12 protein-coding genes are annotated in these 13,359 nt (G+C 42.1%); 10 read left to right on the forward strand and 2 right to left on the reverse strand.

Annotated elements, in window-relative coordinates; translation table 11 throughout:
* Positions 1–11 precede the first annotated feature (11 nt).
* Positions 12–1,016, forward strand: coding sequence for a metallophosphoesterase family protein (locus QX565_RS02930; RefSeq protein WP_195350438.1), 1,005 nt, complete (start codon positions 12–14; stop codon positions 1,014–1,016).
* On the opposite strand, the gene QX565_RS02935 is transcribed toward QX565_RS02930, so the two are convergent.
* Complete coding sequence (locus QX565_RS02935) at positions 991–1,869, reverse strand: exodeoxyribonuclease X C-terminal domain-containing protein (RefSeq protein WP_195571678.1); 879 nt, start codon at positions 1,867–1,869, stop codon at positions 991–993. The genes QX565_RS02930 and QX565_RS02935 overlap by 26 nt on opposite strands.
* Positions 1,870–1,996: 127 nt before the next feature.
* On the opposite strand from QX565_RS02935, the gene QX565_RS02940 reads away from it, so the two are divergent.
* The 9 genes from QX565_RS02940 (at position 1,997) to QX565_RS02980 (ending at position 11,213) form a co-directional block, all read left to right on the forward strand.
* Entirely contained in the window at positions 1,997–2,779 is a 783-nt protein-coding gene (locus QX565_RS02940) for a class I SAM-dependent methyltransferase (protein ID WP_288508085.1), read from the forward strand.
* A 111-nt stretch (positions 2,780–2,890) separates the two neighbouring features.
* Positions 2,891–3,976, forward strand: a complete 1,086-nt coding sequence (mnmA, locus tag QX565_RS02945; protein ID WP_002562269.1) for a tRNA 2-thiouridine(34) synthase MnmA — start codon at positions 2,891–2,893, stop codon at positions 3,974–3,976.
* A 19-nt stretch (positions 3,977–3,995) separates the two neighbouring features.
* A complete protein-coding gene (locus tag QX565_RS02950) occupies positions 3,996–5,348 on the forward strand; it encodes a S8 family peptidase (RefSeq protein WP_002562268.1) in 1,353 nt (450 codons plus the stop codon).
* The gene (gene xseA / locus QX565_RS02955; protein WP_289291189.1) at positions 5,345–6,625 is read left to right on the forward strand and encodes an exodeoxyribonuclease VII large subunit; all 1,281 of its coding nucleotides are present in this window, start codon (positions 5,345–5,347) and stop codon (positions 6,623–6,625) included. The genes QX565_RS02950 and xseA overlap by 4 nt, the downstream gene beginning before the upstream one ends.
* Before the next feature lie 4 nt (positions 6,626–6,629).
* On the forward strand, positions 6,630–6,839 hold the full coding sequence (gene xseB, locus QX565_RS02960; protein WP_002562266.1) for an exodeoxyribonuclease VII small subunit: 210 nt from the start codon (positions 6,630–6,632) through the stop codon (positions 6,837–6,839).
* Positions 6,840–6,877: 38 nt separating this feature from the next.
* Positions 6,878–7,909 (forward strand): branched-chain amino acid aminotransferase, encoded by a 1,032-nt coding sequence (locus QX565_RS02965; RefSeq protein WP_288508093.1) that lies wholly within the window; start codon positions 6,878–6,880, stop codon positions 7,907–7,909.
* Positions 7,910–7,936: 27 nt separating this feature from the next.
* Positions 7,937–8,539: a DUF975 family protein gene (locus QX565_RS02970; protein ID WP_002562264.1), complete on the forward strand. Its 603-nt coding sequence runs from the start codon at positions 7,937–7,939 to the stop codon at positions 8,537–8,539.
* Positions 8,540–9,210: 671 nt separating this feature from the next.
* Positions 9,211–9,969: a tRNA (guanosine(46)-N7)-methyltransferase TrmB gene (gene trmB / locus QX565_RS02975; protein WP_288508079.1), complete on the forward strand. Its 759-nt coding sequence runs from the start codon at positions 9,211–9,213 to the stop codon at positions 9,967–9,969.
* A gap of 137 nt (positions 9,970–10,106) precedes the next feature.
* Positions 10,107–11,213, forward strand: a complete 1,107-nt coding sequence (locus QX565_RS02980; protein WP_025867469.1) for an Mrp/NBP35 family ATP-binding protein — start codon at positions 10,107–10,109, stop codon at positions 11,211–11,213.
* A 198-nt stretch (positions 11,214–11,411) separates the two neighbouring features.
* Here the strand turns inward: QX565_RS02980 and QX565_RS02985 are convergent, their stop codons facing one another.
* A complete protein-coding gene (locus QX565_RS02985) occupies positions 11,412–13,298 on the reverse strand; it encodes a TlpA family protein disulfide reductase (RefSeq protein ID WP_289291193.1) in 1,887 nt (628 codons plus the stop codon).
* Between the last annotated feature and the right edge of the window lie 61 nt (positions 13,299–13,359).

Genomic DNA, 13,359 nt, shown 5'->3' on the forward strand with positions numbered 1-13,359 from the left:
TTATTAGTATCATGATTAAATTAAAAGTACTGTTTGTGCTGCTTTTCTCCCTTTGGGGTGCTACATCTGGCTTTGCCCAAAACACAAAACTTAAGTTTAACAAGGATGGTAAGTTTAAGATCGTACAATTTACCGATGTACACTTTAAATATGGTAATCCGGCTTCAGATGTTGCTCTCGAACGCATCAATGAAGTGTTGGATACCGAGCATCCCGATCTGGTTGTATTTACCGGCGATGTTATTTATGCTGCTCCTGCAGACAGTGGCATGCATAAGGTATTAGAACAGGTTTCCAACCGTAAGATTCCTTTTGTGGTGACTTTTGGTAACCACGATGATGAGCAAAAGATGACCCGTGATCAACTTTATGATTTAATTCGTGAGGTTCCCTACAATCTTCTTCCCGACCGTGGTAATGTTTCATCACCGGATTATGTGTTGGCTGTAAAGTCATCTTCTGATGCAAAGGAAGCTGCTTTGCTTTATTGCATGGATTCTCATTCTTATTCTCCAATGAAGGATGTTGATGGTTACAATTGGTTTACGTTTGATCAGATAGCCTGGTACCGCAATCAGAGTGCCGCCTATACAGCGGCTAATAATGGTCAACCGTTGCCTGCCGTTGCTTTCTTTCACATCCCCCTGCCCGAATACAACGAAGCTGCCGAGGATGAAAATGCGATATTGCGTGGTACACGTATGGAAAGGGCCTGCGCACCGAAAATAAATTCGGGTATGTTTACTGCGATGAAAGAATCGGGTGATATTATGGCTACTTTCGTTGGACACGATCATGACAATGATTATGCGGTAATGTGGAAAGGCATCCTTTTGGCCTACGGGCGTTATACCGGAGGAAACACCGTATACAATCACTTACCTAACGGAGCGCGGGTGATCGAACTGAATGAAGGTACCCGTACTTTCACCTCCTGGATTCGTTTGAAAGGAGAGGTTATAGATAAAGTATCCTATCCGGCCAGCTTTGTTAAAGACGACTGGCGTAAGCGCTAACTTCCTGTAATTTTACGTGGCTCAGGCGGGTATACTTCGAGCCACGTATTTTGTAGATACGTGCCACGCGCGCTGAACTTATGTGTATTATTTCATCTGTTTGATATGCATGTTCCGTGGCGGGTATCCGGCAGGATTCTCCACTTGGGCTTTTAGCCGTGAACCGGATAACTACTAGATTTCCGGAAGTATCGGTTAGTGTTACAATCTGCCGTATATAAAACTGTACGGTTGTACCGTTTATCCGGGTTTTATATGGGTCATCCTCTACTTTTACCTTTATGACTTTTAAGGTCAGATCTGCTACTTTATCACCTATGTTACCCAGAAAACGTCCTGTTTCCTGATTTTGTTTTGCTTTCCGTAGCATGAGGTCCAGGTGTATGGAGTGGTACACTTTGGCAATTTCCACAAAGCGTTCTTGTTTAGGGATTCTTGGGGTATATTTATAAGCTATCCAGCTCATATATACGGGATCTATTTTAAGTATTTCGTGTAAATAGTGCCCACGGTATTTTCCGAAAGAGACAATATCATCTCCATTACTCAACATTCTTTTCTTATTATATTCCACAATGAGCAGGCAGCGTCTTGAGAAGTAAAATATAGTACTGGCAATTCGTAATGCTTCATAGATATCTGTCGAAAGATCGTGTATGAATAAGATGGATTGTTTTTGGGGTTCCGGCGAGTAAATCCACAGCGAATAACTATTATATCCCGGATGTGGTAGCACTATGAGATAAGCACCTGCTTCTTTGAAAGATGTTCTTCCCCGATTGTACTCATTTAGTTTGGCGTACAAGAGGATTTCTTCAGTTTCGGGTATTCCCGGCAGTCTTGGATTAGCCATATTTATGAGATTTCTTATTTTCAAATATAGTGTTTTTTCCCGAATAATCAAATTATGCCAGGATTATTTTGTAATACTTCAGAGAAATGGATAGATTTGTAGTCAAAATATAGAATACAAAATAACGATGCAGGACAGACATACCAATCGCAAACGCTACTTTGATGAACTGGCTGTTAGTAGCCGAAAGTATTTTCTTCCCTACCTGGAAGAGTTTTTTCCTATCACTTCATCTACCCGTATTCTTGAGATAGGTTGTGGCGACGGGGGGAATCTTTTGCCCTTTGCCGAGCGACAGTGTTCTGTAACAGGCATTGACCTGGCTGAAACACGTATTCTGCAAGCCCGTGAGTTTTTTGCTGAATCGGGTTGTGCAGCACAGTTCAAGGCTGTGAATGTTTTTGATATGACTCCTGAAAAAGAGAAGTATGACGTTATCCTGATTCATGATGTAATTGAGCATATTGGTGATAAAAAATCAATGTTGCAGCATATCCGGCAGTTTCTGGCTCCCAGCGGAGTTGTATTTATTGGTTTTCCTGCCTGGCAAATGCCCTTCGGAGGGCATCAACAGATCTGCCATAGTAAAGTAGCTTCTCACTGGCCATTTCTGCATTTATTACCGCGTCCTCTTTATCGCAGTGTGTTGAAAATCTGTGGGGAGAGTGAAGTCTGCATTGCTGAGTTGCTTGACATTAAATCCTGTCGTACCACCATTGAAATGTTCGAGCGTCTGGCTCGTAAAACAGGGTATTCCATTCGCCAACGTAAGTTCTGGTTTATTAATCCACATTATGAAGTGAAATTTCGGTTACGCCCTTGTGTGCTTTCTCCTTTTATTGCAAACATACCCTATGTAAGGAACTATTTTACAACATCCTGCTTTTATATACTTGATGCCTCTGCGTGATATTCACCGGATATCTGGTTTATATGGCAGTTGTTTCACTTTTTTTCTGCTCCGTATGGCTATCTGAGCGGAATACTGTACATTTGCATGCATACAATAATCAGACTTTGCATGAAAGAACCAAATAAGCGGGTATTAGTAGGCATGAGTGGCGGTATAGATAGCACAGCCACCTGCCTGATGCTACAAGAACAAGGATACGAAATAGTAGGTGTAACCATGCGTGTGTGGGGAGATGAACCGCAGGATGCCAGAGAACTGGCTGCGCGAATGGGCATTGAACACTATGTAGCCGACGAACGGATACCTTTCAAAGATACAATCGTAAAGAATTTCATTGATGAATATCGTCAGGGGCGAACCCCAAATCCCTGCGTGATGTGCAATCCGTTGTTTAAGTTTCGTGTATTGACGGAGTGGGCGGATCGCCTGAATTGTAATTGGATTGCTACCGGACATTACTCCCGGTTGGAAGAACGTAATGGGAATATATACATCGTAGCGGGAGATGATGATAAAAAAGACCAGTCCTATTTCCTTTGGCGTCTGGGTCAGGAGGTATTGAGGCGGTGCATTTTCCCTTTGGGAAACTATACCAAGCTGAAAGTACGGGATTATCTGCGTGAAAAAGGGTATGAAGCCAAATCAAAAGAAGGCGAAAGCATGGAAGTCTGTTTTATCAGAGGAGATTATCGTGATTTCCTGCGCGAGCAGTATCCCGAACTGGATACGGAGATTGGTCCGGGATGGTTTGTCAATTCGGAAGGAGTGAAGTTGGGACAGCATAAAGGGTTTCCTTATTATACAATCGGGCAGCGGAAAGGACTTGAGATTGCTTTGGGTAAACCCGCATACGTGCTGAAAATCAATCCACAGAAGAACACTGTAATGCTGGGGGATGTTGAACAGTTACATGTCGGATATATGCTCGCCGATCAGGATCACCTGATTGATGAGCAGGAAGTATTATCATGCCAGAATCTGGCGGTACGTATTCGTTATCGCAGCCGCCCGATACCCTGCCGGGTGAAGCGATTGGAAGATGGACGGCTGTTCGTGAAGTTCCTTGCAGAGGCCTCGGCTATTACTCCCGGGCAGTCGGCAGTGTTTTATGATGGCCGTCGGGTGATAGGTGGTGCATTTATAGCTTCACAGCGGGGGATTGGCCTTGTGATTGAAGAAAACAAAGATTTTTAATAGAAACCGAATATAAAGTATGAGAAAATTAATTTTGGGCGCTCTGCTTCTTGCTACTACCGGAGTATCGGCGCAACAGGACACATTGAAGTATCGCATCAGTCTCAGAGATAAGGCTGTCACCACTTATTCATTAGATCGTCCGGAAGAGTTTCTTTCAAAGAAAGCTATTGAACGCCGTCAGAAACAGCGGTTGGCAATAGACTCTACCGACTTACCGGTGTGCCGTAAGTATGTGGATGCTATTCGTAAGAAAGGTGTGAATATTGTCACTATGGGAAAATGGGACAACTTTGTTACTGTGTCCTGCAACGATACGACATTGATAGATAAGATAGCCAAACTTCCTTTTGTCCGTGCTACCGAAAAGGTATGGATTGCGCCCGATCCAAAGAATCCTACGATGGCTACCGAACGCGATTCATTGGTAAATACCCCTTTGTGGATAAAAGAAGCCTATGGACCGGCACTCCGCCAGATCCGGATAAGCAATGGCGACAAGCTGCATAAAGCAGGATTTAAAGGACAAGGGATGACGATTGCTGTGATTGATGCAGGTTTTCATAATGCTGACAGTATAGATGCGATGAAGAATATCAACATTCTGGGTACAAAAGATTTTGTAAATCCCCAAGCTGACATTTATGCCGAGAGCAGTCATGGCATGTGTGTACTTTCATGCATTGGTATGAATCAGCCTCATGTGATGATTGGTACGGCTCCTGAGGCTTCTTTCTGGCTCTTACGTAGCGAGGATGAATATTCCGAACATTTAGTGGAACAGGATTACTGGGCGGCTGCCATTGAATTTGCCGATAGTGTGGGAGTAGATGTGGTAAATACTTCATTGGGATATTATGCTTTTGATGATAAATCAAAAGATTATCGTTATCGTGATCTGGACGGCCACTTCGCTTTGATGTCTCGCCAGGCTGCAAAGGCAGCAGATAAGGGTATGATTGTAGTGTGCAGTGCCGGGAATGCCGGTTCGGGACCTTGGAAAAAAACGACTCCTCCGGGAGATGCAGACAATGTACTTACGGTAGGTGCTATTAGTAAAAAAGGTGAACTGGCTCCCTTCTCTTCTATCGGAAATACAGCCGATGGCCGTGTAAAACCTGATGTAATGGCAGTAGGTTTAGGTTCGGACGTAATGGGGACGGATGGTGTATTGAGAAGAGCCAACGGTACTTCGTTCTCTTCACCTATCATGTGTGGTATGGTGACTTGCTTGTGGCAGGCACTTCCCAATCTGACGGCAAAGGAGATCATTGAACTGGTTCGCCGTTCGGGAGATCGTGCCAAATATCCCGACAATATTTATGGATACGGGATTCCTGATATGTGGAAAGCTTATCAGTCTGCAAAATGAAACAGGAAGCGCTGACTCTCTTTGATCTCAATGCGTTGGTGCGACGGAGCCTGGAACAATGCTTGCCCGATGAATACTGGATACAGGCGGAGCTGAGTGATGTGCGGTCCAACAGTACGGGACATTGTTATCTGGAGTTTATACAGAAAGATCCTCGTAGCAATAATCTTATTGCCAAAGCGCGGGGGATGATCTGGAGCAATATATTTCGGTTGCTGAAACCTTATTTTGAAGAAGCAACCGGACAGATGTTCGGTTCCGGTATCAAAGTATTGGTGAAGGTGACTGTTCAGTTTCATGAGCTATATGGCTATAGCCTGACTGTGCTGGATATTGACCCAACTTACACGCTGGGCGATATGGCACGCCGCCGTCGCGAGATATTGCAGCAGCTGGAAGAAGAGGGAGTACTGACCTTAAATAAAGAACTTGAAATGCCTCTGTTGCCGCAGCGTATAGCTGTTATCTCTTCGGCTACTGCTGCCGGTTACGGAGATTTTTGCCATCAGTTGCAGCACAATTCCCGTGGCTTTTTCTTTTATACGGAATTGTTTCCAGCTATGATGCAGGGTAATCAGGTAGAAGAATCCGTTCTGTCTGCACTCGACCGTGTGAATGCCCGGCTAGGCGACTTTGATGTTGTTGTTATCATTCGTGGCGGAGGAGCGACGTCCGATTTATCCGGTTTTGATACTTATCTGCTGGCAGCTGCCTGTGCACAATTTCCATTACCCATAATTACCGGTATTGGGCATGAACGTGATGACACGGTGCTTGATTCTGTGGCGCATACCCGGGTGAAGACACCGACTGCCGCTGCCGAATTACTAATAAACCGTATGGATGAAGCTGCGGACCAACTGGAATATCTGTCTACCCGTCTTCGCGAAGGTGCTTCTGCTTTTCTTGAACGTGAATCCGGAAGACTCTTGTCTTGCCAGGCGCGTATTCCCGCATTAGTGGTTCATCGGTTGTCAGATGCACGTTTTCGCCTGTTGACAGCAAGTAAAGATTTAATGCAAGTCTCTGCTGCTTTACTGGCTCGTCAGCGCCATCGCCTGGAACTGTTTCAGCAGCGTATCACTGATGCCTCTCCCGATAAACTCCTTGCCCGTGGCTATAGTATCACTCTGAAAGAAGGTAAACCCGTCACCGATGCTTCCCTGGTATCTCTCGGTGACGAAATCATCACTCGCTTGCATCACGGAGAACTAACTTCAATCGTAAATTCAGAGTTACTTCAATCATCTAATTGTAAATCGTCTAATCGTAAATAAAATTATGTCTGTAAAAAAAGAAACCTATTCTCAGGCTATGGAGCGCCTGGAAAAGATTGTTCGTCAGATTGACAATAATGAACTTGAAATAGATGTGTTGGCAGAAAAAATAAAGGAGGCCAATGAAATAATTGCATTTTGTACGGAGAAACTGACAAAAGCTGATCGGGAAGTCGAAAAATTGTTGCATGAAAAGCTACAATCTAAAGAATAAAAGTTATTTTTGTTGTCTGATAGCAGAATTTAACTAATATACATACTAATATGAAAGAAATAGATTGGTCTAATCTGTCATTCGGCTATATGAAGACAGATTACAACGTGAGAATTAATTATCGCGATGGTGCATGGGGCGAATTGGAAATAAGCAGTAGCGAAATCCTTAACCTGCACATGGCTGCCACTTGTCTGCACTATGGTCAGGAGGCATTTGAGGGCTTGAAAGCTTTCCGTGGTAAAGATGGTAAAGTTCGTATTTTCCGTCTTGAAGAGAACGCGGCACGTTTACAATCTACTTGTAGAGGAATCCTTATGCCGGAACTTCCGACCGACCGTTTCAAAGAGGCTGTTCTGAAAGCTGTAAAACTGAACGAACGTTTCATTCCGCCTTATGAAACAGGAGCTTCTCTTTATATCCGCCCGCTACTCATTGGTACCGGTGCGCAGGTAGGTGTACGTCCTGCTAACGAATATCTCTTTGTAATCTTCGTAACGCCGGTAGGTCCTTACTTCAAGGGTGGGTTTGCAACTACTCCTTACGTAATCACACGCAAATATGATCGTGCAGCTCCGCTGGGAACAGGTACTTATAAAGTAGGTGGTAATTATGCTGCCAGTCTGCGTGCAAGTATGGAAGCTCACGAAGCTGGATATTCGGCTGAGTTCTATCTCGATGCAAAAGAGAAGAAGTATATGGACGAGTGTGGTGCAGCCAATTTCTTTGGTATTAAAAATAATACTTATATTACCCCATTATCAACATCTATTCTTCCTTCCATCACCAACAAGAGTCTTATGCAGCTGGCAGAAGACATGGGATTGAAAGTAGAGCGCCGTCCGGTGCCCGAAGAAGAACTGGCAACTCTTGAAGAGGCCGGTGCTTGTGGTACTGCTGCCGTGATCAGCCCGATACAGCGTATTGATGATCCGGAAAATGATCATTCATATATTATCTCTAAGGATGGTAAACCAGGCCCGATCTGTACAAAATTGTACCATAAACTACGTGCTATCCAATATGGCGACGAACCGGATACACACGGATGGGTAACTATTGTAGAATGACATTTATTTAATTAAATCTTATATATTATGTTGAAACAAAATTCAGAATTGCGTGCAGAAGCACGTGTTGCTCTTACTGACAAATGGGTGATGGGAGCAGTAACTACTCTCGTATTTGGTGCTGTATCGGGTGCTGCTTCTTACATTCCGGTTGTTGGAACTATATTGGTTGCATTGCCTATGATGTATGGATACTCTATTGTGATGCTGAGCGTAATGAGAGGTGGTGAAATGAACATCGGAGGTCTGTTTGATGGATTCAATGATTTCGGCCGTATTGTTGGTACTAAATTGCTTCAGGCTATTTATACATTTTTATGGACGCTGTTGCTCGTCATTCCTGGTATTATTAAGAACTATTCGTATGCAATGACGGACTTTATTCTGAAAGATCAACCGGAGTTGGCTAATAATGCTGCTATCGAAAAAAGTATGGCTATGATGGATGGTAACAAGATGAAATTGTTCTTGCTTGATCTTAGCTTTATCGGTTGGGCTATTTTGTGTCTTTTTACTTTTGGTATCGGATTCCTTTTCCTACAACCTTATGTACAATCTGCTCATGCTGCTTTCTATGAAGATTTGAAAGCGCAGACAGTTGTAGAAGAAGAGGTTATTATTGAAGCTTAAGATAAAACTCTTATATAATATGGATAAATGGAGTGCGGAGAAATCTGTACTCCATTTATTTTTGCGATAATCTGCGTTTTTTTATGCCTCTCTTCATAGATTCATTAAAAATAGTATGATAGTCATTCTGTTTCATAATATCAGAATAAGATATCAGATTATTTTCCAAACCAGTTTGCTGGATTTTTCTATTGTTGGTACATCCTGTACAAATCAATATAATTAAAATTAGCCATATTACTTTCATACTTATCTATCTTTTAGGGACTATAAAATGAAGTCTCTTATTATTAATGCGAATCAGTAGTTGAAAACCGGACTCAGCTTAATTGCATATATTTGTTCAAAACAAGGCGATATGAACTACCTTTTATCAGGAAAAAAACTACTATTCTCTCTTTTATAATCTATAACCAAAACTTCTGATTCTATAATCGGAACTTTTGGTTGTAAAACTTAAAGTTTTAATCTTACAACTGAAACTTTTGATTATAGTTTACCTTTAATTGTCCGTAACTTTACTTCCTATGAAAAGGTACTAATTTAAGAAAGAAGCAGGTTTTATATATAAATGTCTTGAGTGACTATTTGACCTCTATGAAATATTCTTCCTACCTGATTGCCGTTTCCGTCGAAAGTAAGTAACTTTGCAGACAAACCAGATTGATTATATGGGAAAAGGAAAATTAGAGAAGTTTGCCGATATGGCAAGTTATCCGCATGTGTTTGAGTATCCTTACTCTGTGGCGGACAATGTGCCTTTTGAAATGAAGGGCAAGTGGAATGAAATATTTTTTGGTAATGATCATCCGATAGTGCTCGAACTGGGTTGTGGTAGGGGAGAGTATACCGTAGGATTGGGACAGATGTTTCCGGATAAGAATTTTATTGGTGTAGATATCAAAGGATCACGTATGTGGACCGGAGCTACCGAAGCCTTGAAAACAGGTATGAAGAATGTGGCTTTCCTGCGTACGAATATTGAAATAATAGACCGCTTTTTTGGCTCGGGTGAAGTGAGTGAAATATGGCTTACCTTTTCTGATCCGCAAATGAAGAAGGCTACCAAGCGACTAACTTCTACTCATTTTATGGAGCGTTATCGCCGCTTTCTCAAACCAGATGGAATCATTCATTTAAAGACGGATAGTAACTTCATGTTCACCTATACCCGATATATGATCGAAGAGAATAAGTTTCCGGTAGAGTTTATCACCGAAGATCTTTATCATTCCGGCCTCGTAGATGATATTCTGGGAATCAAGACTTATTATGAACAACAATGGCTTGACCGTGGTTTAAATATTAAGTATATAAAATTTCTGCTTCCGCAGCAAGGTGAATTGCAAGAGCCGGATGTTGAAATAGAACTCGACTCGTATCGTAGCTATAACCGTAGTAAGAGGAGCGGGTTACAAACAAGTAAATAATCAGATTTACGATTAGACGATTGACGATTTACGATTGAAGAATCTTTCTTCCTGTAGTCATAGGTAATCCCAATCGTCTTATGGTAAATCTAAGTAATTTCAATCGTCAAATTGTAAATCGTCAAATCGTAAATAAAATGACTCTTTATCCAAAGTTAATACTCGATGCGCTGGCAACAGTGCGTTATCCCGGTACCGGTAAGAATCTTGTTGAAGCCGGTATGGTGGAGGATGATATCCGCATTGAAGGGATGAAAGTTTCTTTTTCCCTTCTTTTTGAAAAGCCTACCGATCCTTTTATGAAGTCGGTGGTTAAAGCTGCCGAAGCAGCTATTCTTACTCACGTAAGTAAAGAGGTGGAAATTGTAGGTAATATTAGTGTAAGAACCATTCAGGCCGCACGTCCGGAAGTAGGAAAACTATTGCCGCAAGTGAAAAATATTATTGGCGTTTCTTCCGGAAAGGGAGGGGTCGGTAAGTCTACCGTAGCGGCAAACCTTGCTGTGGCGCTTGCCAAACTTGGCTATAAAGTTGGATTGCTTGATGCTGATATCTTTGGGCCCTCTATGCCAAAAATGTTTCAGGTAGAAGATGCCCGTCCTTATGCCGAAAAAATTGGAGGGCGTGATATGATTATTCCCGTTGAGAAATATGGGGTGAAACTTCTTTCCATTGGTTTCTTTGTCGATCCCGATCAAGCTACTTTATGGCGTGGTGGTATGGCAAGTAATGCACTGAAACAGCTTATTGGTGATGCCGATTGGGGCGAACTGGACTATTTCCTGATTGACTTGCCCCCCGGAACCAGTGACATCCATCTGACTGTAGTACAAACATTGGCCTTGACTGGTGCAGTTGTTGTGAGCACTCCACAGGCTGTGGCATTGGCAGATGCCCGTAAGGGTATTAATATGTTCACCAATGAAAAAGTGAATGTACCTATCTTGGGGTTGGTCGAAAATATGGCTTGGTTTACTCCTGCCGAATTGCCCGAAAACAAATATTACATCTTTGGGCGTGAAGGTGCCAAGAAACTGGCAGAAGAGATGAATGTGCCTTTGCTGGGACAGATTCCTATAGTTCAAAGTATTTGTGAAAGCGGTGATAAGGGAACTCCTGCTGCATTGGATGAGAATACAATTACCGGTCGTGCTTTCTTATCATTGGCTGCTGCTGTGGTCCGCCAGGTAGATCGGCGGAATGTAGAACAGGCACCTACACAGATTGTAGAAATGCATAAGTAATGCGAATCAGTAGTTGAAATCTGTTTTACCACAGAGTTTTAAATCTTTATTGAAACGCAGATGAACGCAGATTTTCGCAAAGGGAAACCATATAAGATAAAGAATTACAGTCTTTTTAATCTGCGTTCATTTGTGTTAATCTGCGTTTCATCAGATAATTAGTACTCTGTGAAACTCTGTGGTGAGTTGTATTTATTCTTATTTATTGAGTACTTTCAGTAGTTCACTCTTCATTTTATCTACTCCGGGGAATCCGGTTGTTTTATAAGTGATGTTTCCTTCACGGTCAACGAGCAGATAGGTAGGCACTCCTCTGATATTGAATGACTTCATCAGATAGCTCCATTGATCCGCTGTTACCCGGAAGTGTTCTCCATGAATATCGGGTATCATGTTTTCCCATGTACCTTTTGGAGAAGTTTCTCCGGTCAGATAAATATAAACGATATCCCTGTCTTTTAATTCTTCCTTCATGGGGATCATAGCTTTGTTTGCCATGCGGCATGGTCCGCACCAGGTTGCCCAGAAATCCACTAATAAGGTATGCCCACGATACTTGGAAATAATAGAAGCGAACAAATCTTCGTTACTTACCTCACCGGCCTCATTTATGGTAAATCCGGTTTTCTTTTTGTTCTTTTCTATTTTTGCCAGTAATTCATCGTTTTTCTCTTTCACTGCTTCCAGATAGACGGGAGTTGATAAAGCAGATATTTTTGCCAACTGTTCTTCTGTGACAGGTGTAAAGTCGTTAATTCCGTTCAGTGCATCGGCTACCGTAGAAAGTTCAAAATAAATCCCTTTGTCCGTTCCTAATGCTTTGCTGAATGCCGTCCTAAACATGGAGCTTCCGGTGAGACGCATATAGAGTGGAACATACATGGCCCGTGTGGTATTAAGAGACGAAAAATCCCGTAATACATTCAGAAAATCATCCGGAAGATTGACCGGATTACTCTTTATATATTCATTCACTTGTTCGTCCTTCAGCTTGTAGTTCGTGATATGTACACGTTGTATAATTCCGGGAACGAACGTGAGAAGTGATGCAGCCGATGCGTCTACAGCACAACAAAGCATCTCTTTGCAGGCTTTTGTTGCTTTAAGAACATCAATCTGCCGGAGTTTCTCTTTATGTTTATTCAGGATATACGCTTTTACTTCTTCTGCATTTTTGTCTTTCAGGTCTTTGATGAACTGAGGATAGTCATCATCTATATTGGTTTTAAAATTCAGTTTAGCAATTTCTCCGGAGGGTCCGGCAAGATATCCTCCGTAGTAGACGTTTGCTTCATTGGATTTTTTGTCTTTATGCAGCTTGGATTGCCGACGGCAAATCTCACGTTGGTTGATGAAGAGATTTGTCTTTTCTCCGGGTGCTAATAAAAAATCAATTGCTTCTATTCCGGTATAAAGAGTAGCGGGTGTTGTTGTAATGACTGGTATTTCGCTGGAGAATTGTCCATTATCATTTACTTTTATGTCTACTTTTTGTTCCAGGTTAACAGCGCCTCTAAGGTAGATAGTGAAGTTTGAAGACATTCCCGGTTCAAAATCAAGTATTTGCCCTTCTAAGAGAGCTTTGCCTTTTTCTATTTTGGGTGTAGGTAGGGTAGTAAGCTTCTTGGTTCGTTCTGTAGCTTCAGCTGGTAGTTTTAGCTTAGGCAACTTACCATCCAATTGTATTCCCCAGATTTTGAAAGCGCCTTCTGTATCTCCTTCGGAGAAATCGATAGAGGTAATATCTTTTGGCAGGGGTGGAAAGACAAGTTTAAATTCGGCTTGTCCGGATTCCGGCATCCAAAACTTTTGATCGGGAGTGATACCGATACCGTGGCGCAGAGGATATAATTCGCCGTCACTTCCTTTCAGAAAGCTACCGGAAGCAATTTTTATCCAGTTTTTAGGACGATAAAAAGCTTTGATATGTAGTATGGTTGCTGTGTCACTCAATGCTACTTTATCTATTTCAATGCTTGTAGAACTCCAGGCGGTGAAGGGAGGTTGTTCTATGATTCTTTCTTGAGCTTGTGTAAATGTTGTCAGACTTAGCAGAAAACAAGTGATAAGTACGAATGGTTTCATGGTGTTGTTATTTATGGTTATCTACAAAAGTAAGAATAATATAGTTATTATTTACTACTTT

It is taken from the genome of Bacteroides sp. 41_26, assembly GCF_949740115.1.
Taxonomy (GTDB): Bacteria; Bacteroidota; Bacteroidia; order Bacteroidales; family Bacteroidaceae; genus Bacteroides; species Bacteroides nordii.

Coding starts and splice junctions, on each gene's coding strand:
- QX565_RS02930 (WP_195350438.1), top strand. CDS start 12: ATGATTAAATTAAAAGTACTGTTTGTGCTGCTTTTCTCCCTTTGGGGT.
- QX565_RS02980 (WP_025867469.1), top strand. CDS start 10,107: ATGACTCTTTATCCAAAGTTAATACTCGATGCGCTGGCAACAGTGCGT.
- xseB (WP_002562266.1), top strand. CDS start 6,630: ATGTCTGTAAAAAAAGAAACCTATTCTCAGGCTATGGAGCGCCTGGAA.
- QX565_RS02985 (WP_289291193.1), bottom strand. CDS start 13,298: ATGAAACCATTCGTACTTATCACTTGTTTTCTGCTAAGTCTGACAACA.
- QX565_RS02935 (WP_195571678.1), bottom strand. CDS start 1,869: ATGGCTAATCCAAGACTGCCGGGAATACCCGAAACTGAAGAAATCCTC.
- trmB (WP_288508079.1), top strand. CDS start 9,211: ATGGGAAAAGGAAAATTAGAGAAGTTTGCCGATATGGCAAGTTATCCG.
- mnmA (WP_002562269.1), top strand. CDS start 2,891: ATGAAAGAACCAAATAAGCGGGTATTAGTAGGCATGAGTGGCGGTATA.
- QX565_RS02950 (WP_002562268.1), top strand. CDS start 3,996: ATGAGAAAATTAATTTTGGGCGCTCTGCTTCTTGCTACTACCGGAGTA.
- QX565_RS02940 (WP_288508085.1), top strand. CDS start 1,997: ATGCAGGACAGACATACCAATCGCAAACGCTACTTTGATGAACTGGCT.
- QX565_RS02970 (WP_002562264.1), top strand. CDS start 7,937: ATGTTGAAACAAAATTCAGAATTGCGTGCAGAAGCACGTGTTGCTCTT.
- xseA (WP_289291189.1), top strand. CDS start 5,345: ATGAAACAGGAAGCGCTGACTCTCTTTGATCTCAATGCGTTGGTGCGA.